The organism is Paracoccus aerodenitrificans (genome assembly GCF_027913215.1).
GTDB lineage: Bacteria > Pseudomonadota > Alphaproteobacteria > Rhodobacterales > Rhodobacteraceae > Paracoccus > Paracoccus aerodenitrificans.
The window spans coordinates 953,700-975,627 of record NZ_CP115784.1; the positions used below are offsets into that span (position 1 = coordinate 953,700).

The window sequence follows — 21,928 nt, forward strand, 5'->3', positions numbered from 1 at the left end:
TCCCGGGGTCCGGGGCAGAGCCCCGGTCCGGCGTTACAGGTTTTCGCTCTGCGGCATGCCGAGGACGTGATAACCGCCATCGACCATGACAATCTCACCCGTGGTGGCGGCGGCCCAATCGCTTGTCAGCCAGACGGCGGTGCCGCCAATGGTTTCCAGCGTCGCGTTGCTGCGCATCGGCGCATTCGCAGCGGTGTGACGGAATGTCTTGCGTGCCCCGCCGATTGCGGCGCCGGCCAGCGTTTTCATCGGGCCGGGGCTGATCGCATTGACCCGGATGCCGTCCGGACCCAGATCATTGGCCAGATAGCGGACACTCGCCTCAAGCGCGGCTTTCGCAACCCCCATGACGTTATAAAACGGGGTCACGCGGTTCGATCCGCCATAAGTCAGGGTGGTGATCGAGCTGCCTTCGGACATCAGCGGATGCGCTCGCCGTGCGATGTCGATCAGAGAGTAACAGGAAATATCCAACGAATTCTTGAAATTCGCCCGGGTGGTGTTCATGAACCGTCCCGTCAGCTCATCCTTGCTGGAATAGGCGATGGCATGGATCAGGAAATCCAGCTTCCCCCAATGCTCCTCAATCCTCGAAAACGCCGCATCGAGGCTGGCATCATCGGTGACATCCACATCCACCAGAAGATCCGAGCCGAGCGATTCTGCCAGCGGGGCCACGCGCTGCGCGAACATGTCCCCCTGATAAGAAAAGCCAAGTTCCGCACCCTGGTCGGCAAGTGCTCTGGCGATCCCCCAGGCGATGGATCGGTCATTGGCGACCCCCATGACCAGACCGCGTTTGCCCTTCAGAAGATCGCCCATCCTGCTGTCACTCCGCGTATTTCGACATCACCAGCGTCGCATTGGTTCCGCCAAAGCCGAAGCTGTTGGACAGGACCGAGTCGAATTCGACATTATCGACGCGCTGTGTGGCGATTTCCTCGGGTTTCAGTTCGGGGTCAAGATCGGCGACATTTGCAGAGGCGGTGATGAAGCCATTCTGCATCATAAGCAAAGAGTAGATCGCTTCGTGAACGCCGGTGGCTCCGAGGCTGTGACCCGTCAGCGATTTGGTCGAGCTGACAGGCGGGGTCGTCCCTTCGCCAAAGACACGGCGGATCGCCTTTATCTCGCCGATATCGCCAACCGGGGTCGAGGTGCCATGCGAATTGATATAGCTGATCTTGCGGCCCTCCGGCAGGGTTTCAAGCGCCACCCGCATGGATCTTTCGCCACCCTCGCCAGAGGGCGCAACCATGTCATACCCGTCCGACGTCGCGCCATACCCTGTAACCTCGGCATAGATCTTCGCGCCACGGGCCTTGGCGTGTTCCAGTTCCTCAAGCACAAGAACGCCGCCGCCACCGGCAATGACGAATCCGTCACGGCTGACATCATAGGGCCGGGATGCGGTCTCCGGGGTGTCGTTATATTTCGAGGACATCGCACCCATTGCGTCGAACAGGCAGGAGAGCGTCCAGTCCAGCTCTTCTCCGCCGCCAGCGAAGACGATATCCTGCTTACCCATCTGGATCTGTTCGACTCCGTTGCCGATGCAATGCGCGGATGTCGAGCAGGCCGAGGTGATCGAATAATTCACGCCTTTGATCTTGAACGGGGTGGCAAGACAGGCAGAGTTGGTCGACGACATGCAGCGCGTGACCATGAACGGTCCCATCCGTTTTGGGGCGCCTTTTTCGATAACGATCTGATGCGCATCGAAGAAATTCGATGTGGACGGGCCGCCTGATCCCATGACAAGCCCGGTGCGCGGGTTCGAGACATCGCTCTCTTCCAGTCCGGAATCGGTAATCGCCTGCTGCATCGCAATGAAATTATAGGCGGCACCCGGACCCATGAAGCGCAGATTGCGCTTGTCGATATGATCCTCAAGCGTGATCTGGGGCATTCCATGAACCTGACTGCGAAAGCCGTGCTCGGCATAGTCAGGCGCGAAGACGATGCCCGAGCGGCCCTGCTTCAGGCTTTCAGTGACCTCTTCGGCATTATTTCCAATGGGTGAGACGATCCCCAACCCGGTGATGACGACGCGGCGCATTCACGCTCCTCTTCCCGTTCGTTCAAGGGTCTTGCCCCGTTGATCCTAGAGATAGTCCCGTGGGGACAAAGGCACAACCCCGCCAGTGCACCGCATTGTTTTTGCCATGTTTTCAGCCTGTGCGACGCGGCCCTGTCTCTTCACTCCATCCGGGCCGTTTCGTTAGACCGCTCTTCGGGTGCCGCGTTCCGGGGTGATCCGCCGCGAAGATAGCGCAGCGCATGGGCAAATCCGGCCAGAAGCGCGGCCTCTGCAAGAAGCTTCAGCGCCTCTTCCGCGATATTGGCCCAGTTATAGAGTGACTCCGCCAGTCCCTCGGGCAGACCGAACCAAGTCAGTAACTCGTTTCCGTTGCTCAGTGCATCGAAGCCGGTTTGCAGTACCGTGAGCGCGAAGGCGGCAACCATGAATGGCACCAGCCCGGGGATGCGTGTCACCTCATGGCGGTAAAAGAACAATATCGCGACGCCGATCAGCCCATAGGCGAGGATGATCAGATCGTCGATCCGGTCGGTCACGGCGGTTTCAGTTATTCCCGTAATCCGATGAATGGTCTGGTCCATCGCCTCGTGAATCTGAAAGCTTTCATCGAGGAACAGAAAGAAAAACGCGACGGAGAGCAGAAGCCACAGATTTTCCGGGGCGGACAGGCGGAAGGGTTGCCCGGATCTGCGTACTTGCCAGATCCTGAAATTGGTCAGCCCGATCAGCGCCAGCAAAATGCCGGAAACCACGGTCCCGATCTTGCCCTCACCGAAATGATCCGTGATGTCGCCTTCTGCCGCACCAAGCAGCACCGCGAGGAGAATAAAACAAATTGTTCCGAGAACGGTTCTTCTGAACGTGAAAAAATGCAAAACAATACCTCCTTGAATACAAGGAGATAGGAATTGTTCATCTGAATTTCTAGGGTTGCGGCCTGGAGCGGCGAAATCCTGTTGTTAACTTTCCGACAGGGCGACCTTCATGTCTTTGACCTGATAGATCACCTCGCCATCCGCTTCGACAATGCCATCGGCAACGCCCATCGTCAGGCGGCGCGTCTGCACTGCCTTGGTGAAATCCACCTTATAGGTCAGCATCTTGCGGTCGGGGCGGACCATGCCGGTCAGTTTGACCTCACCGACGCCCAAAGCATAGCCGCGACCCTTCCAGCCCCGCCAGCCCAGATTGAAGCCGGTAAGCTGCCAAAGCCCGTCGAGCCCAAGGCATCCCGGCATGATCGGGTTTCCCGGAAAATGGCAGTCGAAGAACCACAATTCGGGAGTGATATCGAATTCCGCGATAACGTGTCCCTTGCCATGAGCGCCTGCATCTTCCGAAATATCGGTGATACGGTCCATCATCAGCATCGGAGGCTCGGGAAGCTGCGCATTGCCGGGGCCGAATAATTCACCGCGGGCGCAGGCCAGCAAATCATCCTTGTCGAATTGGGTTTTCTGCATCGGCATGCCTGGATCAGCCCTCCATTGGCTGGCGTTTTGTGTCAGGTGACGCGACGCTTATCATTTGCGCTGCGTCACGTGCAAGCTTGTGCTCAATACCACTGACCCGGCTCCATCAGTCCCAGATCCATCAACTGCTGTGCACGCCACTCGAACCGGCATGAGTTGCGCCATGTGAAGCCCGGGATTTCATCGCGCGAGCCGGGATTGTTGACCAATGCCTTGGCGACGCGAAAAGATGCTACGGCGGCAGTGAGGCTGTTATGCCAAGGGCAGGCATAGGTATTATATTCTTCGTCGCTGAACCGGTGATCGGGCAGCAACTTCAAGCTCTCGCGTGATCTGAACAGGGCGATCCGATCGATACGGCGGCGGGATTCCGGGATAAATTCTTCGAACCGCCAGCGTAGTCCGCCGTGAAAATCAAGCTGTCGTTCCATTACTTTTCCGTCGGGATCCTTGCGACCGAGCGCATAATATCCGATGCGGTCGAACATCGCTTCTTCAAGACTGACTGCATTGGGGAAGCGCGACAGATCCGGTGCGTAAAGATCAATTACATAGCTCAGCACGGCGCTACGCCGTTCTTCGGCATTGAAGGCGAGCATCTCAGCGATACGCCTTGTTTCGGAAAACGGAAAGAACAGATACTCAGCATTATAGCCGTAATAGATCCAACTTCCCGCGGGTGCGGCCGCGTTCACGGCATTGACGGCGTTTACATGAGCATGGGGATGGCGCGTATCAAAGAGCAGATTATACACCCCTTCTGTTTTATTCAGCTTAGCAACGGGCTCCGGCGAGACGGCAAGGATCGTGCGAAACCCCAGCATGCAGACGTGATCCAGTGTTGAGTGGATCTCGATATTGTCCTCGCATATGATGATTGCGATCGGTCCGACAAGAAGCTTGGAATTTCCGTTCAGAAAGTGCTGCAAGTGCTCAGCCATCAAGCAGATCCCTGATCTGTGCGATGTAGGTCGCTTTATCGGCTTGTGGAGTGATCGCCGGACTGTCATCCGCAGTGTCTTCTGCCGCTTCAGCGCTTTGCTCAGTTTCTGGCGAGACGGATAATGTCGGAGTACTCTCGTGCGCATCTGCCTCGGCCAGAACGGTTTCGATTCGCGCTGTCAGACGATCGACTTCCCGGCTTGTCAGCGGCGTCGCGGAGACGTGCAGTTCCGCGATCCGCTGCCGGATCGCCACCGTCGAAAAATCCTCTGCGTTCAGCAGGGGTGAAACCGCATCGCTTACCAATGCACGCGCTTCTTCGAATGCGCGTTGCTCGGCCTCGGCGGTGATTTCGGCGCGTGCTCTGGCATTCGCGGCAGCGATAGCGGCTTCGGCGACCCGTTCGGTTTCCTGCGCCATCTCGCTGCCTGTCTCTGGCGGAAGCGCTGCGTCGCGCGGGGCAGGGGTCGATTCGGGCTCTGCCGGTTGCGGCGGTTCCTCGACGGGCGCTTCGGTGATCTCCGTCATGTCGGGTTCTGCATATTCGCTTACTGTCTCGTCAGAAGCCTCATTTTCAGCAGGGTCTTCCGATGAAACCGCGTCTTCGGGCTGCGCCTGTTCGGGCAGGAAATCCCGCAAGCGCTCTGGCAAACGCTCAGGGTTGGACCAGCCCCACCATCCCGCGCTTACAAGCGCGAGCAGGGCAATGGTCAAGGCAATCATTCTGTTCATGCGCGGCCTTCCAGCATCTTGCGGTTGTTCTGCCATAAGCCAATGCCCGCGGAAACCCCGTCAGATCGTCGCGCGAAATTGTGAATCCGGTTGAAAGCGCCCGTTTTACTGCCTATTTTGTCCGCCATTCAACTCACCATAAAAGGAATCCGACCATAGCTCGTCGTCCACATAATGCGCCGCCCCCGAACCGTGACTCTGGCCCCCGCGTCAATGAAAGAATCCGTGTTGCCGAAATCCGCCTGATTGGTGCGGATGGAGAAAATGTCGGAGTCGTTTCGCCGTCGCGCGGTCTGGAACTAGCTCAGGAGGCCGGCCTGGATCTGGTCGAGATATCGCCCAACGCTTCCCCTCCGGTCTGCAAGATCATGGATCTTGGCAAGTTCAAATATGAACAGCAGAAGCGCGAGGCAGAGGCCCGCAAGAAGCAGAAAGTCATCGACATCAAGGAAGTGAAGTTCCGTCCCGGTACGGATACGCATGACTATGATGTGAAGATGCGCAATGTCATGAAGTTCCTTGAGGCGGGCGACAAGGTGAAGGTCACCCTGCGCTTCCGTGGCCGTGAGATGGCGCATCAGGATCTCGGACTGGACCTGCTGAACCGCGTGCGTGACGATATCGGCGAGGCGGGCAAGATCGAGAACATGCCGAAGCTTGAGGGCCGGCAAATGGTCATGATGATCGCGCCCCGCTAGGGCCGGTCAGTAAAAAGGGGGCCGCCTTCGGGCGGCCTTTTGCAGATGAATCCGGAAATTTTGATTCTCAGGGATGATGGCGCCGATCCCAATCTGCCGCTTCCTTCCTATGAAACCGAGGGCGCGGCGGGTGCGGATCTGCGGGCGGATCTTGGCGGTGGCGAGATCTCTCTGGCTCCGCTTGAGCGCAGGCTGATCCCGACGGGGCTGAAAATGCAGATCCCTCAGGGCTATGAGGTGCAGGTCAGGGCGCGGTCCGGCGCGGCATTGCGTGACGGGCTGTCTCTGGTCAACGGGGTCGGCACGATTGATGCCGATTATCGCGGACCGGTCGGCGTGATCGCGATCAACCTGTCCGACCGTCCGCTGACCATCAGACATGGCGACCGCATTGCGCAGATCGTCGTGGCGCCGGTCTCGCGTGCCTCTTTCTCGCTGACCGCGCATATCAGCGAAACCGGACGCGGCGGCGGCGGATTCGGCTCTACCGGGCGGGGCTGAGTACATGGCGCTGCTTCTGCCGCTTGGCTTGCTCAGCGTGGCGGCGGTTGCATGGATCATGGGGTGGGGCGTTCTGCGCGTCCTGCTTGGTCTGCTGGTCATGTGGCTGGTGGTGCTCGGCTTCATGCTGGCGGCACCTGCGGCCGAGATAAGAAGCTTCAGCAACGCGGATATCCGGACATGGCTGGCGACCGGCGTGTTTCTGGCCATCATTCTGGGCTATATGGCGGTTCTTCGCAGGCTCCGCGCCGGGGCAGAGGCGCGATGGGGCGATCCGCAGGCGCGGGCGAACGAAGTTCCGTCAGATGCCGGTGCTGCGGATGACACGCTGGACCGCTATGCGCGGCATTACGTATTGCGCGAAATCGGCGGGCCGGGGCAGGCAAGGCTGCGCGATGCTTCCGTGCTGCTGATCGGCGCGGGCGGGCTTGGGGCGCCTGCATCGCTTTATCTGGCGGCGGCGGGTGTGGGCAGGCTGACCATTGCCGACCCTGATGTGATCAGTGTCTCGAACCTGCAACGCCAGATCATCTATCGCACCCGCGATGCCGGTCAGCCCAAAGCGGCGCTCTCTGCCGAGGCTTTGCGGGCGCTGAACCCTCATGTCGAGATCGCGGCGCTGCAACGGCGGATCGGTGAGGACGACGCCGATCTGATCGCAAATCATGACCTTGTTCTGGATGGAGGCGACAGTTTCGCGGACCGTACCGCGATAAACGCCGCCTGTGTCCGCGCCGGAGTGCCGCTGATCTCTGGGTCGATTGCGCAATGGGAGGGGCAGTTGACCGTCTATGATCCGGCACGGGATGCGCCCTGTATGAGCTGCGTCTTTCCCGAACCTCCCGCCCCCGGACTGGTTTTGCCATGTGCCGAAGCGGGTGTGGCCGGACCGCTTCCCGGGGTGATCGGCTCGATGATGGCGCTTGAGGCAATCAAGCATCTGACCGGCGCTGGGCCGGTTCTGCGGGGAGAGATGCTGATCTATGACGGGCTTTATGGCGAGACCCGCAAGATCCGGCTGCACCGGCGCAGCGATTGCCCGGTCTGTTCCGGGCTGGCGCAGCCGCAGCCCGAAGCATAGGCTCGCCCCCGAAGGAGACCGCCATGAATCGTGAACTGACAGAATGGAGCGGCGCATACGGCTTGCCGCGCTTCGATCTTATCGAGGATGAGGACTTCGCGCCTGCCATGCAGGACGCTCTGGCCCGTGCCGATTCGGCTGTCGAGGCGATTGCGACGAATTCCGAAGCCCCGACATTTGAAAACACGGTTGCCGCGCTTGAGACGGCGGATGAGGCTTTGAACAATGTTTGCGCGGTTTTCTACACGCTGATCGGTGTCGCCTCGAATGAGCGCCGCGAGGAACTCAGCCGCGAATTCGCTCCGCTTCTGGCGGCGCATGGCAGCAAGGTCAGCATGGACAAGCGGCTTTACGACCGCGTGGTTCTGGTCTGGGAAAGCGCTGACGATCTGGCACCGGAAGATCGCCGGATCACCGAGCTTGCTCTGCGTGATTTCCGCCGTGCCGGAGCCGGGCTGACCGGCGCGGATCGCAAGCGCATGGCCGAGATCCGGCAGCGTCTGGCGGTTCTCTATACGGATTTCGGGCAGAATGTTCTGGCGGATGAACGGGATTTCGTCATGCCGGTTCCCGAGGATCGTCTGTCCGGCCTGCCGGATTGGCTGATCTCTGCCATGCGAGCAGCAGCGCGGGAACGCGACCGGCAGGGGCTGGTGGTGACGCTCAGCCGGTCGCTGATCGTGCCGTTTCTGCAATATGCTGACGACCGGGAGCTGCGCGAACAGACCTGGCGGGCCTGGGTCGCGCGTGGATCGGGCGACGGCGCAGGTGGCGCGAAAACCGACAATACCGGCATCATCGCCGAAATACTCGCCCTGCGTCATGAACGCGCACAGCTTCTGGGCTATGAGGATTTTGCGGCCTATAAGCTGGAACCGGAAATGGCCGGAAGTGCCGGGCGTGTCGAGGAGTTGCTGACAGAGGTCTGGAACGCCGCGAAAAAACGCGCGGATGAGGACGCTGCGCAACTGTCCTCGATGATGCAGGAAGACGGTCTGAATGCCGCGCTTGCGCCGTGGGACTGGCGTTATTACGCAGAACGTCGCAGGCGTGCCGAGCATGATCTGGATGAGGCGCAGGTCAAACCCTATCTGACGCTCGATGCGATGCTGGGTGCCGTTTTCGACGTGGCCAGCCGCCTTTTCGGTCTGTCATTCGAGGCGTTCGATGCGCCTCTCTGGTCCCCTGATGTCCGGGCCTGGCGGGTCATGCGTGACGGCCGCGAAATGGCAATTTTGCTTGGGGATTATTTCGCGCGGCCCTCGAAACGGTCGGGGGCATGGTGCGGTGCGTTGCGGTCTCAGCACAAGATAGGGGAAGGCCAGAGGGCCATTGTCACGAATATCTGCAATTTCACGCCACCCGCCGAACCCGGTGCGCCCGCATATCTGTCATGGGACGATGCTGGGACGCTGTTCCATGAATTCGGCCATGCGCTGCATCATATCCTTTCGGATGTAAGCTGGCCGTCCATCTCGGGCACCTCGGTCGCGCGGGATTTCGTGGAATTGCCAAGCCAGCTTTACGAACATTGGCTTGAGCAGCCCGAGGTTCTGGACAACCATGCCCGCCACGCCGAGACCGGAGAGGCGCTTCCGCCCGAACTGCGCGACCGTATTCTTGCCGCAGGAAATGCCGATCAGGGCTTCGCTACGCTTGAATATCTGCAAAGCGCCCTTGTCGATCTGGGCCTGCACCGAGGAGAGCCTCCGGCAGATCCGATGGCCCGGCAGGCGGAGATATTGCAGGCTCTGGACGCGTCGGACGCAATCCCGATGCGCCATGCTTCGCCGCATTTCGCGCATGTTTTCTCGGGCGACGGGTATTCTTCGGGCTATTATTCCTATCTTTGGTCCGAGGTCATGGATGCCGATGCCTTCGCCGCGTTTGAAGAGGCCGGGGATATTTTTGACCCCGAGACCGCGCGGAAGCTTGAGGCCTCGATCCTGTCACGCGGAGGCTCGCGCCCCGCGGATCAGCTCTGGCTGGAGTTCCGGGAGAGAATGCCGGGAGTGGCCCCGTTACTGGCAGGGCGCGGCCTGAGCTGACTCCGACCCTTCCGGATCAGACGATTTCGATCCCGGCACCCTCGATCACGGTGCCGATGATCGCGGCCTTTGGATGAACGCTGCAGATCTGGTCCAGCACGCTTTCCGCAGCATCCGCCGCAACCGATACCAGAAGCCCGCCAGAGGTCTGAGGATCGGTCAGCAGAGTATGCTCTGCTTCGGTGATGCCCGTGGGCAGGGTCACTTTGTCGCCGACCGCATCCCAGTTCCGGTCGCTTGCTCCGGTCCGCAATCCCGATTGCGCCATTTCGGCGGCCCGGTTCAGCAGGGGAAGCGCGGCGCGTTCGATCCGCAATCCGCATCCGGCGGCGCGTGCCATCTCCATTCCGTGGCCCAGAATGCCGAAACCTGTGACATCCGTGATGGCGTGAACCTCGGGGCGTTTGGACAGATCTTGCCCGATTCGGTTAAGCGTCGTGCAACTGTCGATCATCTCGGCGATATCAGCCTTTGTAGCGATACCCTTCTTGATCGCGTTGGAATAAATCCCGACGCCAAGCGGCTTGGTCAGGATCAGCGCATCGCCCGGCAAGGCTCCGCCATTGCGGCGCAGATCGCCCGGTGCGCACAGCCCGATCACCGCCAGCCCATAGATCGGCTCGGGCGCGTCGATGGAATGGCCTCCGGCAATCGGAATTCCGGCCTCGGCGCAGATGTCCGCACCTCCCGCAAGGATTTCGCGGATATCCGAGGGGTCTATGACATTGATCGGCATCCCCAGAATCGCCAGAGCCATGACCGGGCGGCCCCCCATCGCGTAAATATCGGAAATCGCATTCGTCGCGGCGATACGACCGAAATCGCGGGGATTATCGACCATCGGCATGAAAAAATCCGTCGTGGCGATCATGCAGGTGTTTTCGTCGATCTGCCAGACAGCGGCATCGTCGGATTCGGCGTTTCCGACCAGAAGCTGCGGGAACATCTGTCCTATCGGCTGATCGGCCAGCAGATCGCGCAGCACTGCCGGGCCAAGCTTGCATCCACATCCGCCACCATGTGCGAGTTCCGTCAGTCTCATTGCTGCCTCCATTCGATCCTGCGCATCTTAGCGGTGCCCCGGCGGGGCCGACAATGCCGATCTCGCACTTGCAGCAAATGCATAGCCATGCGTAATGTGGCCGCAGGATGACACGCTTTGTTGAGCTTTCGGATATTGTCGAGATCACCTCTGATTCGGGGATCGATACCGCTGTGCATGGCTGGCGGGCGAAATGCCTGCAGCGTCTGGTACGGATGGACCTGCCGGTGCCGCGTTCTTTTGCCATTGCCGCAAAAGCGGTCCGCGCGATGGCACAGGGTGCCATGCCCGATGCCGACGCGATAGGTGCGCTGTTCGCGAATGGCGAGGGGCTTGTCATCGTGCGGCCCTCTGCGGTCAAGCCGGAATGGGGCGGTCCGGGAACGGTTCTGAATGTCGGTATCAACGATGAATGCTATCGCCGGTTGAAGAAAAGCCACGGCAAGGATGCTGCGGACGCGATTTATCTGGCCTTCGTGCAATCCTATGCCATCAATGTGGCGCGGCTTGACCCTGACATGTTCTCTGAAAGCGGAGAGGGGGCGCTGGATCGTGCACTTGCCGCCTATCGCTCTGAAATGGATGAGGAATTCCCTCAGGACCCGATCCGGCAATTGACCGGAGTCCTGCGGTCCATGGCGCGGGCATGGGATGCGCCGACTGCGCGGATGCTGCGTCAGGCCAAGGGTGCTCCGGGGGATGCGCCTCTGGGGCTGGTGGTTCAGCAGATGGCCTTGGCGGTCGGGCCGGGGCTGACCGGCTCGGGGACGATACAACTGATCGACAGCGTGACCGGGGCGACAGGGATCAGTGGTCGTTTCAGGGGGCAGATGCATGGCGAGACCCGGGGGCAGGGCGCCGAAACGCTGTATCTCACCACGGATGAGCGCGGCCCGGCCCTTGAAGACGCCGCACCCGGGCTGTTCGCCGATCTCGTTGAATATTGCCGCGCCGCGCGGATTCGTCTGCGCGATGAAATGATGATCGAGTTCGTTATTTCCGATGGACGCCTGTCGATCATCGACGCGCTTCGGGTGCAGCGTTCATCCCGCGCGGCGGTTCGGATTGCGGTGAATCTGGCAGAGGACGGGATCATCCCCGCCGAAGAGGCCGTGATGCGGGTCGAGCCTCGCGCCCTGTCCGAACTGATGCATTATCAGGTGGACCCTCGAGCGCCGCGCGACATCATCGTGCGCGGCATCGACGCCAGCCCGGGCGCGGCGACGGGCCGGATCGTTTTCACGGCTGCCGCCGCACAGGCCTGCGCGGCTCGTGGTGAGTCCTGTATCCTGGTCCGGCGTGAGACCTCGCCCGAAGATATTCGCGGCATGCATGCGGCTGTTGCCGTGTTGACGGAACGCGGCGGCATGACCAGTCATGCGGCCGTGATCGCGCGGGGTCTGGGCCTTCCCTGCATTGTCGGCGCAAGCGGAATCCGCATCGACGCCCGCGCCGGGATTCTTCGCGCCGGGAAGCGCAGCTTCCGCGAGGGCGATGAAATCACCGTTGACGGGACCTCGGGCGAGGTTCTTGCCGGATCGGCTGAAATGCTGGAACCGGCGCTTGACGATTGCTTCAGCAAGCTTCTCGACTGGGCGGACGAGGCCCGCGATCTGGGTGTCCGCGCCAATGCCGATACGCCGGAAGATGCTCGCACCGCACGGATGTTCAACGCCGAGGGGATCGGTCTGTGCCGGACCGAACATATGTTCTTCGATGAAATGCGGCTGCCGATCATGCGCGAGATGATCTTTGCCGACAGCCCGGATGATCGCCGCGTCGCGCTTGCAAGGCTGCTTCCGATCCAGCGTCAGGACTTTACTGAGCTGTTCGGCATCATGGCGGGCCTGCCGGTGACGATCCGGCTGTTCGATCCGCCCTTACATGAGTTCCTGCCTCAGGAGCGCGACGGGATTCGTGAATTGGCGGAATCTCTGGATCTGCCGATTTCGGATGTCAGCCGCCGGATCGAGGCGCTGAGCGAGTTCAACCCGATGCTGGGGATGCGCGGCGTCCGGCTTGGCGTGACCATCCCTGAAATCTACGACATGCAGGCCCGCGCGATTTTCGAGGCGGCGATTGCTGCGGCAAGCTCGGGCGAACCTGTGGTGCCGGAAATCATGATCCCTCTGGTCAGCGCCCGGCGCGAGGTCGAAATCGTGAAGAACCGAATCGACGCGGTCGCCGCTGCCGTGCGCAACGAAACCGGGAATGATTTCGCCTTCCGGCTTGGCGTGATGGTCGAAACACCCCGCGCCGCGCTCCGCGCCGGGGATATCGCGCGGCATTCGGCCTTTCTGTCTTTCGGGACGAACGACCTGACCCAGATGACCTATGGGCTGTCGCGCGACGATGCCGGGCGGTTCATGGGGGATTATGTCCAGCAGGGCGTTTACGATGAGGACCCGTTCCATATCCTTGATGAGGATGGCGTCGGAGAGTTGCTGCTGATCGGTACGCAGCGTGCGCGGGATGTCGATGCCGGGATCACCATCTCTGTATGCGGCGAACATGGCGGCAATCCGCAATCCATCGCATTCTGCCACCGCGCCGGGCTGGATTACATCTCTTGCTCGCCTTTCCGTGTCCCTGTGGCCCGTCTTGCTGCGGCGCAGGAGTCGATTCGGGGCAGAACGGCGAAAACACGGTAAAACGGTGATTTACCAACCGTTCTGATTTTTCTGCGACTGCGAAATGGCGTGAATTCGCCAAATGAAGCCCAAACGGTCGGCGGGATTCTGCCTGAATCCTGTGCAGAACCTCTTTATCGGGAACATGCCGGGTTCTCGGGTAGTCAGCGCGGATCCGCTTTGTGTAGCTACCGCGTCTACCAGAGGGCAGCGATCTGCCCGAAGCCCGAGATACAGGAAACATCCAGATGAAGTCGCTGACACGTAAACTGGCTGCGTTTGTTTTGAGCATATCCGTTGCTGCGCCGGTTGCGGCCCCGATTGCCGCCAATGCCGACCCCGCTCAGGGTCCCGAAACCCTGATCCAAGCCCGTTCCGGCGGATCGGATTCGCTCGCCTGCCTGACCGAGGCGCTCTATTTCGAAGCCCGCGGCGAAGGCCGCAGCGGTCAGCGTGCCGTGGCCGAGGTGATCCTGAACCGTGTCGATAGCCGCGCTTTCCCGAACTCGGTCTGCGGTGTCGTGCATCAGCGCGGGCAGTTCAGCTATAAAAAGGGTCGCCGCATGTCGAACGCGGCTGCCGCAGCCCGTGCCCGCCAGATCGCGGCAGAGGCACTTGCCGGAGCCGCCCGTACCCTGACCGATGGTGCGACCTATTTCCATACGACGCAGGTCCGTCCGTCCTGGTCGCGTCGCTTCACCCGCACCACCCAGATCGGCAGCCATATCTTTTACCGCAATGGCCGCCGCGTGGCCTCCAACTGACCGGCATTCGCCCACGGCTGGTCCGGGGGCGTTTCCTTCCTGTCTGACTGGCCTCGCCCCTTGCGGCGGGGCTGTTTCTTTGGAATTGGAGTCTCATGGACGAGCCGGATCAGATTCACCTGCGGGATTACGTGATCGACGCCGAGATCGGCGCGTTTCAATCGGAACGTGGCCGGACTCAGCGGCTGCGTTTCAATCTGACGGTGGATCTGGCTGACCCTGTGGTCGGGGTTGCCGATGATGTGGACCGGATCCTGTCTTATGACGTGCTCACGGATGCCATCGCGACGGCAATCTCGGATGAGAGGTTCAATCTGCTGGAAACGCTGGCAGAGAAAATCGCGGCAGAAATTCTGGCCCATCCGCGTGCCGGACATATCCGCGTCACGATCGAAAAGCTGGACCGCATTCCCGGCGCATTGGGCGTGACCCTGAACCGGCGGCGCGGTCGGGTGGATGCCGATGCCGGGATGCTGGCCCCGGTAGTCCTGTTTCACGGAACCGAAACGCCGCGACCGGATGGCGCCGTGATCCTGACCCCGGACGCGCCCCCTTTGCCGCTGCCGGGCGGCGGAAATGAGCGCCGCGTCGCGTTGCTGGCGCTGGATCAGGCAGCCTGGGCGCTTGGCGGCAGGCTTGGGCTGGACGTTGCCGATAACCGGACCGAGCTGGACTGGGCGGTCAAGGAAGCGCGGCCCATCATCTGGGCTCCGGCGCGGATGGCCGCCGATATTGCCGGGCTTGAGGCCGATCCCATCGCAATTGCCCTCTGGCTGGCCGAGAGGATGGGCGCTCAGCGGCTGGACCTTGCCTTGCCCGCAGGAATGGCGATGCCGGATATCGCCAGCGATATTCCTCTGCGCCGGGTCGGAGAATGACGGATTACTGGCGGCCGATCCCGGAAGAGGGCGGCGATCTGCCCCTTGCCGGCGGGTGGCTGGGCTTTTCGCGGGTCGAGTTGCTGAAGCGCGGTGCGCAGCCGCAGATCCTTGAGGCAGGGCAGGCACCGGATGGGGTGTTGGAGCGGTTGACCGCCCGTCGCTTGCCGGTTTGCGGTATCGCGATGGATCGGCCCTCGCTGATGGGAATCGTCAATGTGACGCCGGACAGTTTTTCGGATGGCGGCTCTTATGACGGTATCGCCCAAGGCCGCAATCTGGCGGAGGCGGGGGCGGCGATGCTGGATATCGGCGGCGAATCCACCCGTCCCGGCGCTGCGGATATTTCCGTGCCGGATGAGATTTCGCGCGTCGTTCCCGTGATTGAGGCGCTGCGCGGAACTGTCCCGATTTCCGTAGATACGCGCAAGGCAGGGGTTGCAGATGCCGCCCTCGCGGCGGGGGCGGTGCTGGTCAACGATGTTTCGGGCTTCGACTTCGATCCCGACCTGCCGCGCGTGGTCGCCGAACGCGGCGCGGGGCTGTGTCTGATGCATGCTCAGGGCGTTCCGGCGACCATGCAGGACGATCCGCATTACGAGGATGTGCTTCTGGATGTCTATGACGCGCTTGAAGCGCGGGTGTCGCGGGCCGTGGCGGGAGGGATCCGGCGTGAGCGCATCATGATTGATCCGGGGATCGGCTTCGGCAAGACGCTGGCGCATAATCTTGCCATTCTTGCGCGGATCAGCCTGTTTCATGGGATCGGCTGCCCGATTCTGCTGGGGATATCTCGCAAACGCTTTATCGGGTCGCTTGCCGCGCAGCCCGATCCGCGGCAGCGTGATCCCGGCTCGCTTGCCGTGACGCTTGCGGCGACCGGGCAGGGTGTGCAGATGCATCGTGTGCATGATGTGGCAACCGCCGCACAGGGATTGGCGTTGTGGAATGCAGTGACGGGAAGGATGACGGAATGACGCGGAAGCTGTTCGGAACGGATGGAGTCAGGGGCAGGGCCAACAGCGACCCGATGACGGCAGAGATGGCCCTGCGGCTTGGCGCTGCGGCCGGTCGCTATTTCCGGCGTGACGGGCGCAACGGACACCGCGTGGTGATCGGAAAAGATACAAGGCTTTCCGGCTATATGCTGGAAAATGCGCTGACTGCGGGGCTGACCTCTACCGGCATGAATGTGCTGTTGCTGGGGCCGGTGCCGACTCCGGCGGTCGGCTTCCTGACCCGCTCCATGAGGGCGGATCTGGGCATCATGATCTCGGCCAGCCATAACCCTGCGGATGATAACGGCATCAAGTTCTTCGGCCCGGACGGGTTCAAGCTGTCCGATGATGCCGAATCTGAGATCGAGCGGATCCTGTCCGGCCAGATCCGCCCCGCAGAGCCTGCCCGCATCGGACGGGCGCGGCGCATCGATGACGGGCGCGGGCGCTATGTCGAATATGCCAAGACGACTTTCCCCGCCGGTCAGAGGCTGGACGGGCTGCGCGTCGTGGTGGATTGCGCGAACGGGGCCGCCTATCGTGCCGCGCCGGATGTGCTGTATGAGCTGGGTGCCGATGTCGTGTCCCTCGGGGTAGAGCCGGACGGGCGGAACATCAATGACGGGGTCGGCTCGACCCATCCTCAGGCTGCCGCTCAGATGGTGCTGGACAGGCGGGCGGATCTTGGGATCTGTCTCGACGGCGATGCGGACCGCGTGGTGATTATCGACGAGAAGGGCCGGATCGCGGATGGCGATCAGCTTATGGCGCTGATGGCCGGAAGATGGGCCGCGCAGGAACGGCTGAAGGGCGGGGCGCTTGTCGCGACGGTTATGTCCAATCTCGGGCTTGAGCGCTATCTTCAGTCACGCAAGCTGCGGCTGGAGCGGACGAAGGTCGGCGACCGCTATGTTGTCGAGCGGATGCGCGAAGGTGGCTTCAATCTGGGCGGAGAGCAGTCGGGCCATATCGTCATGACCGATTATGCCACAACCGGAGACGGGCTGATCGCCGGTCTGCAATTCCTCTCCGCAATGGCCGATACCGGCAAGACCGCCTCGGAGTTGAGCCATCAGTTCGACCCGGTGCCGCAGCTTCTGAAGAATGTGCGCTATGCTGCGGGCAAGGACCCTCTGGCGGCAGGCAATGTCCAGAAGGCGATTACTGACGGGGAAACGCGGCTGAACGGCTCTGGCCGGGTGCTGATCCGCAAATCCGGCACCGAACCGCTGATCCGCGTCATGGCCGAGGCCGAGGACGAAGCCATGCTGCGCGAGGTCGTGGACAGTATCGTTTCGGCGGTCGAGGACGCGGCCTGAGCGATTATGCGGTGTTCCCTTTGACGGGGTTAAAGCCGTAAAGCCAGTCGAATCGCGCCATCAGGGCGGATGGCGCAATCCGGCTGAGACCCCGCAGCCCGGTATGCGCGATCAGCCTTGCCGGGCCGTGAAGGTGATAATTCCGGGCGTTCTTATTCGCCATGTCCACGACACGCCGCACCCGTGCTTCCCGCAATGTCTGATATCGGGACAAGGCGGCTTGCTGGTCCTCATCTGCGTCCAGAGACGCGGCCAATACCCAGGCATCCTCGATCGCCATGACCGCGCCCTGTGCCATGAATGGCAGGGTCGCGTGGGCGGCATCTCCGAGGATGACATGGCGGTCATCATGCCAGCGGGGCGCAACCTCATGACGGAACAGCCCCCAGATCCCGGTTTGCGTGACCCGCTCAAGCCAGCCCGGAACCGGCCCCGCAAACCCGGCGAAGGCGTCGCGCAGGTTTTGAGGATCGTCTTCATGCGACCACCCCTCGCTGGTCCAGTCGGGTCGCTCGATCACCGCAACGATATTCCGCAGCCCGTTCGCGAGGGGATAGCTTACCAGATGCCGACCCGGCCCCATGAAAACTCGGGCGAATATATCGTCCGTGTCGTCGTCGATCACCGCCCGCCACGCCGTCTGACCTGTGAAAAACGGCTTTGCCGGACCGTTGAGATATGCGCGTACGCGGCTATGCAGCCCGTCCGCGCCAATGATCAGGCCGGTTTCGGGAAACGAGGTGACCTCTTGCCCAAGCGTAATCCTGACACCTGCCTGACGCGCCGCCTGTTCCAGCAACTCGACCAGCCGGGCGCGGTGGATAAAACGGAAAGAACTTCCGGGAAAGCGTGATGCCAGAGGCAGTTTCGCCACTTGCCGCCCGTGATTGTCATTCAGGATAACACCCTGAGAATGGGCGGATGCCTGTTTCAGATCCTGCAACACGCCCAACGCATCCAGAACGAATCCGGCATTGGGAGAGATCTGCAACCCCGCGCCGACCTCTCGAAAGGCTCCCGCACGTTCGGACAGTTCAACCACTGCCCCACGCCGCGCGAGGGCCAAAGCGACGGTCAGCCCTGCAATGCCGCCGCCAATGATGAAGATTTCCCTGCCCGCAAGGTGATTGCTCATGGTCGGAACCCTGTCATCCGTGTCCTGCCACACAGGGGTCTGGCTCTGCAGAGCCGCCCGCGGATCATTGCTGCGCTCCGCATCCGGTCACGCGATGCTCTTCGCCGATTGCCGATAACAATCCTGCAAGACATACAGGCTGACCGACCAGAAATCCGCACGGTCAGCGCCCGGGATCAGTCCCCGCGATGCACACGCTCACGGCGTTCGTGCTTTTCCTGTGCCGCGACAGTCATTGTTGCAATTGGCCGCGCATCCAGACGCTTGAGGCTGATCGGCTCTCCGCTGACCTCGCAATAGCCGTATTCGCCGCTGCCGATACGGCGCAAGGCTGCGTCGATCTTGCCGACCAGCTTGCGCTGACGGTCGCGGGTGCGAAGCTCAAGCGCCCGGTCGGTCTCCTCTGAGGCGCGATCCGCAAGATCCGGCACATTGCGTGCGCTGTCCTGCAACCCTTCAAGGGTCTCGGCCGATTGTTCGAGAAGTTCGGCCTTCCAAGCCTCCAACTTACGGCGGAAATATTCCAGCTGGCGATCGTTCATAAACGGTTCGTCTTCGGCTGGGCGATAATCATCGGGCAGGAAAATCTGCTGTTTCATTCGTCCTCCGACGGATCGAGGTGCCTGTCCCCCGGTCCTCGGCGCATCCCTTAAAGGAAGCCGGAGCGCTTGTCACTAGCCCATTCTTTCAACTCGCGCCCCTGCATCCTTGCTGTGATCCCTGCCGGTGGATAGGTTGCGCGGGTCACGCAGAAGGAACTGTCATGAAATTCGCTTCAACAGAAACCTATGTCGCGCCGCCCGATCTGGCGATGGCCGTGAATGCCGCCGTGACGCTTGAGCGTCCTCTGCTGGTCAAGGGAGAGCCGGGGACGGGAAAAACTGAACTGGCACGGCAGGTTGCGGCGTCGCTTGACCTGCCGATCATCGAATGGAACGTGAAATCCACCACCAAGGCGCAGCAGGGGCTGTATGAATATGACGCGGTCAGCCGGCTGCGCGACAGCCAGCTTGGCGATGAGCGCGTGCATGACGTTTGCAATTACATCCGTAAGGGAAAATTGTGGCAGGCATTCGAGGCTTCGGGAAAAGTTGTCTTGTTGATAGATGAGATCGACAAGGCGGATATCGAATTTCCTAATGACCTTCTTCAGGAACTCGACCGGATGGAGTTCCATGTCTATGAGACCGGCGAGACGGTGCAGGCGTCGCACCGGCCAGTGGTCGTTATTACCTCAAATAATGAAAAAGAACTGCCGGATGCGTTTCTGCGGCGCTGCTTTTTCCATTATATCCGCTTCCCCGATCCCGAGACCCTCTCGCGCATTGTGTCCGTCCATTATCCGGGCCTGAAGCCGCGCCTGCTGGATCAGGCGCTGACGCAGTTCTTCGAGATCCGCGAGGTGCCGGGGCTGAAGAAGAAACCCTCGACCTCGGAGCTTCTGGACTGGCTGAAGCTGATCCTGGCAGAAGATCTGTCGCCCGAGGATCTGAAGCTTGCGCCGGATCAGATGTTGCCGAAACTGCATGGGGCGCTTCTGAAGAATGAACAGGATGTGGCGCTGTTCGAGAAGCTGGCACTCATGGCGCGGCGGCAGGGCAGGTAGGGGGCGCAGCCCCCTCGCGCCGGGGCGCTCACCCCCGGGATATTTGCGCCAGGCTGAATAGGAGCTTTCGATGAGGATCAGGCCGGTTGAGGAGGATGACCGGGCGCAGTGGCAGGCGCTCTGGCATGGGTATCAGGTGTTTTACGGATATGAAGACCGGCCGCAGTCGTTTTTCGACACTGCTTTCAGCCGGTTACTTTCCGGTGAGGCCGGGGATTTTCGCGGGCTGGTGGCGGAAGATAGCGCAGAGCTGGTCGGGCTGACCCATTATGTGTTTCATCCCAATCTCTGGCGGCCTGAAGGCGTGTGCTATTTGCAGGATCTGTTCACTTTGCCCGCAGCCCGGGGAAAAGGGGTCGGGCGGGCTCTGATCGCGGCGGTCAGGGATGCGGCGGCAGAGCGGGGCGTGAACACGGTTTACTGGCTGACTGCCGAGGATAATTATGCCGGGCGGATATTGTATGACCGGGTTGCCACGCGGACACCGTTCATCAAATATCAATGCTCAACTGAATGATGGAGCGCGATGTGAAAACCATTCTTGTCCTGAACGGACCCAATCTGAACCTTCTGGGCCAGCGTCAGCCTGAAATTTACGGGCATGAGAACCTGGACGATGTCAAAGCACTGGCGCAGGCGGCCTGTGCCGAGGGCTTTTCAATCGAGCAGAAACAGTCGAACTGGGAAGGTCAACTGATCGACTGGATTCATGAGGCGCGGGGAACGACCGCCGGGATCGTGATTAATCCGGGGGCGCTGACCCATACCTCGGTGGCGCTTCTGGATGCGCTTAATACCTATGAAGGGCCTGTGATCGAGGTGCATATCAGCCAGGTCCACAAGCGTGAACCGTTCCGGCATCATTCCTATGTCAGCAAGCGGGCGGATGCGGTGATTGCCGGGCTTGGTGTCGATGGGTATGGTGCTGCCATCAGGCGGATCTGTAAACTGCAGTCCTAGCCGTCGATCCGGTGGATATCGCGGGCGATCCCGGCTGTTTTTTCCGCCCAAGTGCTTTCGGTGATCCGTGTCTTATGTGCTTTGACAGCGTCAAGATCGGCAAAAAGCTCTTCGACTTGCCAGATCAGCGGATCCTCTGTCTGGACGATATCGAAATACAGGCAACCCAGCTCGGCGCGACTGGCGGCGATATGGGCGGGGAGATGTTCCAGAACCGTCAACAATTCCTCGCCATTGGCGCAGATGAGCTGTCCTGACAGGGCGATCTGGCCCTTCGATGGGGCCGGACGCCCATTGCCAGAGATCGGGGCGTGGGTCTGTCCGCAATTACAGCTCATGTGAGTCTCTCGATCAGGGCCATCGCGCAGGCCGGGTTGCGATGTTTCTCGCCTGAGATCACATAAAGGTAAAGATCGCGATCCTGCGCCATGCGTCGTACCTCGGCGGCCCAGTGGTCCAGACCCTGCTGGTCATATCCCTGTTCGATATCTTTCGTTCCCATAATGCGGAGATAGGCAAAATCGGCTGTATCCGCGTCGATATCGGGAAATTTACTGTCCCCTGAGCGGATCAGGGCGATATTGCGGGCGCGGCATAGATCGGCGGCGCGCGGGTCGGCGAAGCTGGGATGGCGCGGCTCGATCGCGTGGCGCAGGGGCAACCCGTCTTTCTCTGGCGGCAGAAGCGCCAGAAAATCGCCGAAATCCTGCGGATCGAAGCTTTTGGTTTCGGCAAACTGCCAGTTGATCGGACCAAGCTTTCTCCCCAACCGGGTCAGCCCCGAATCGAGGAATTTCCCGATGCTTTTCCCGGCCTCGGCCAGAACGCGGCGATTGGTCGAGAAGCGGATGGCTTTCAGCGAGAAGACGAAATCATCCGGCGTTTCATCGTGCCATTTCTCGAATGTTTCGGGTTTTTGTGTGCGGTAATAGGTGGCGTTGATCTCGATACTGCCAAGCTTGCTGCTGGCATATTCCAGTTCCCGCCTTTGCGGCAGATCCGCAGGGTAGAAGACGCCGCCGCGCCATTCGGGGAAATTCCAGCCGCCAATACCGATTCGGATCATGATACGCTCCGTTTT

At 61.0% G+C, this 21,928-nt stretch carries 23 protein-coding genes; 12 read left to right on the forward strand and 11 right to left on the reverse strand.

The window, feature by feature from the left end; translation table 11 throughout:
• Positions 1 to 33: 33 nt before the first annotated feature.
• The 6 genes from PAE61_RS06135 to PAE61_RS06160 form a co-directional block, all read right to left on the reverse strand.
• A complete protein-coding gene (locus PAE61_RS06135) occupies positions 34 to 822 on the reverse strand; it encodes an enoyl-ACP reductase FabI (RefSeq protein WP_271114456.1) in 789 nt (262 codons plus the stop codon).
• A gap of 7 nt (positions 823 to 829) precedes the next feature.
• A complete protein-coding gene (fabB, locus tag PAE61_RS06140; protein ID WP_271114457.1) occupies positions 830 to 2,059 on the reverse strand; it encodes a beta-ketoacyl-ACP synthase I in 1,230 nt (409 codons plus the stop codon).
• 140 nt (positions 2,060 to 2,199) lie between these two features.
• Positions 2,200 to 2,916: a DUF8692 domain-containing protein gene (locus PAE61_RS06145; RefSeq protein ID WP_271114458.1), complete on the reverse strand. Its 717-nt coding sequence runs from the start codon at positions 2,914 to 2,916 to the stop codon at positions 2,200 to 2,202.
• An 84-nt stretch (positions 2,917 to 3,000) separates the two neighbouring features.
• Complete coding sequence (gene fabA / locus PAE61_RS06150; protein ID WP_271114459.1) at positions 3,001 to 3,510, reverse strand: bifunctional 3-hydroxydecanoyl-ACP dehydratase/trans-2-decenoyl-ACP isomerase; 510 nt, start codon at positions 3,508 to 3,510, stop codon at positions 3,001 to 3,003.
• 86 nt (positions 3,511 to 3,596) lie between these two features.
• Positions 3,597 to 4,454, reverse strand: a complete 858-nt coding sequence (locus PAE61_RS06155) for a hypothetical protein (RefSeq protein WP_271114460.1) — start codon at positions 4,452 to 4,454, stop codon at positions 3,597 to 3,599.
• Positions 4,447 to 5,187, reverse strand: coding sequence for a hypothetical protein (locus tag PAE61_RS06160; RefSeq protein WP_271114461.1), 741 nt, complete (start codon positions 5,185 to 5,187; stop codon positions 4,447 to 4,449). Before PAE61_RS06160 ends, PAE61_RS06155 begins: the two co-directional genes overlap by 8 nt.
• Positions 5,188 to 5,267: 80 nt before the next feature.
• On the opposite strand from PAE61_RS06160, the gene infC reads away from it, so the two are divergent.
• From infC to PAE61_RS06180, 4 genes are read left to right on the forward strand one after another with little or no spacing between them, the layout of a single operon-like run.
• Positions 5,268 to 5,885: a translation initiation factor IF-3 gene (gene infC, locus PAE61_RS06165; protein WP_434803108.1), complete on the forward strand. Its 618-nt coding sequence runs from the start codon at positions 5,268 to 5,270 to the stop codon at positions 5,883 to 5,885.
• A 45-nt stretch (positions 5,886 to 5,930) separates the two neighbouring features.
• Positions 5,931 to 6,386, forward strand: coding sequence for a dUTP diphosphatase (dut, locus tag PAE61_RS06170; RefSeq protein WP_271114462.1), 456 nt, complete (start codon positions 5,931 to 5,933; stop codon positions 6,384 to 6,386).
• A gap of 4 nt (positions 6,387 to 6,390) precedes the next feature.
• Positions 6,391 to 7,467: a HesA/MoeB/ThiF family protein gene (locus PAE61_RS06175; protein WP_271114463.1), complete on the forward strand. Its 1,077-nt coding sequence runs from the start codon at positions 6,391 to 6,393 to the stop codon at positions 7,465 to 7,467.
• A 23-nt stretch (positions 7,468 to 7,490) separates the two neighbouring features.
• Positions 7,491 to 9,515 (forward strand): M3 family metallopeptidase, encoded by a 2,025-nt coding sequence (locus tag PAE61_RS06180; protein WP_271114464.1) that lies wholly within the window; start codon positions 7,491 to 7,493, stop codon positions 9,513 to 9,515.
• A gap of 16 nt (positions 9,516 to 9,531) precedes the next feature.
• On the opposite strand, the gene selD is transcribed toward PAE61_RS06180, so the two are convergent.
• Complete coding sequence (gene selD, locus PAE61_RS06185) at positions 9,532 to 10,557, reverse strand: selenide, water dikinase SelD (protein WP_271114465.1); 1,026 nt, start codon at positions 10,555 to 10,557, stop codon at positions 9,532 to 9,534.
• 107 nt (positions 10,558 to 10,664) lie between these two features.
• Between selD and PAE61_RS06190 the strand changes: the two genes are divergently transcribed.
• From PAE61_RS06190 to glmM, 5 genes are all read left to right on the forward strand, one after another.
• Positions 10,665 to 13,208, forward strand: a complete 2,544-nt coding sequence (locus tag PAE61_RS06190; RefSeq protein WP_271114466.1) for a putative PEP-binding protein — start codon at positions 10,665 to 10,667, stop codon at positions 13,206 to 13,208.
• A 227-nt stretch (positions 13,209 to 13,435) separates the two neighbouring features.
• Complete coding sequence (locus PAE61_RS06195) at positions 13,436 to 13,951, forward strand: cell wall hydrolase (protein WP_271114467.1); 516 nt, start codon at positions 13,436 to 13,438, stop codon at positions 13,949 to 13,951.
• Between the two features lie 95 nt (positions 13,952 to 14,046).
• Entirely contained in the window at positions 14,047 to 14,829 is a 783-nt protein-coding gene (locus PAE61_RS06200; protein WP_271114468.1) for a dihydroneopterin aldolase, read from the forward strand.
• Positions 14,826 to 15,806, forward strand: coding sequence for a dihydropteroate synthase (gene folP / locus PAE61_RS06205; RefSeq protein ID WP_271114469.1), 981 nt, complete (start codon positions 14,826 to 14,828; stop codon positions 15,804 to 15,806). Before PAE61_RS06200 ends, folP begins: the two co-directional genes overlap by 4 nt.
• Entirely contained in the window at positions 15,803 to 17,146 is a 1,344-nt protein-coding gene (gene glmM / locus PAE61_RS06210; RefSeq protein ID WP_271114470.1) for a phosphoglucosamine mutase, read from the forward strand. Before folP ends, glmM begins: the two co-directional genes overlap by 4 nt.
• A gap of 4 nt (positions 17,147 to 17,150) precedes the next feature.
• On the opposite strand, the gene PAE61_RS06215 is transcribed toward glmM, so the two are convergent.
• A complete protein-coding gene (locus PAE61_RS06215) occupies positions 17,151 to 18,281 on the reverse strand; it encodes an FAD-dependent monooxygenase (RefSeq protein WP_271114471.1) in 1,131 nt (376 codons plus the stop codon).
• Between the two features lie 176 nt (positions 18,282 to 18,457).
• A complete protein-coding gene (gene dksA, locus PAE61_RS06220; RefSeq protein WP_271114472.1) occupies positions 18,458 to 18,880 on the reverse strand; it encodes an RNA polymerase-binding protein DksA in 423 nt (140 codons plus the stop codon).
• 164 nt (positions 18,881 to 19,044) lie between these two features.
• Between dksA and PAE61_RS06225 the strand changes: the two genes are divergently transcribed.
• From PAE61_RS06225 to aroQ, 3 genes are all read left to right on the forward strand, one after another.
• The gene (locus PAE61_RS06225; protein ID WP_271114473.1) at positions 19,045 to 19,887 is read left to right on the forward strand and encodes an AAA family ATPase; all 843 of its coding nucleotides are present in this window, start codon (positions 19,045 to 19,047) and stop codon (positions 19,885 to 19,887) included.
• Between the two features lie 70 nt (positions 19,888 to 19,957).
• Positions 19,958 to 20,404 (forward strand): GNAT family N-acetyltransferase, encoded by a 447-nt coding sequence (locus tag PAE61_RS06230; protein ID WP_271114474.1) that lies wholly within the window; start codon positions 19,958 to 19,960, stop codon positions 20,402 to 20,404.
• Positions 20,404 to 20,847 (forward strand): type II 3-dehydroquinate dehydratase, encoded by a 444-nt coding sequence (gene aroQ / locus PAE61_RS06235; protein ID WP_271115100.1) that lies wholly within the window; start codon positions 20,404 to 20,406, stop codon positions 20,845 to 20,847. Before PAE61_RS06230 ends, aroQ begins: the two co-directional genes overlap by 1 nt.
• Here aroQ and PAE61_RS06240 read toward each other — a convergent pair.
• Together PAE61_RS06240 and PAE61_RS06245 are read right to left on the reverse strand one after the other, a co-directional pair.
• The gene (locus PAE61_RS06240) at positions 20,844 to 21,185 is read right to left on the reverse strand and encodes a putative quinol monooxygenase (protein WP_271114475.1); all 342 of its coding nucleotides are present in this window, start codon (positions 21,183 to 21,185) and stop codon (positions 20,844 to 20,846) included. The genes aroQ and PAE61_RS06240 overlap by 4 nt on opposite strands.
• Positions 21,182 to 21,913: a DUF72 domain-containing protein gene (locus PAE61_RS06245; RefSeq protein WP_271114476.1), complete on the reverse strand. Its 732-nt coding sequence runs from the start codon at positions 21,911 to 21,913 to the stop codon at positions 21,182 to 21,184. Before PAE61_RS06245 ends, PAE61_RS06240 begins: the two co-directional genes overlap by 4 nt.
• Positions 21,914 to 21,928: the final 15 nt, after the last annotated feature.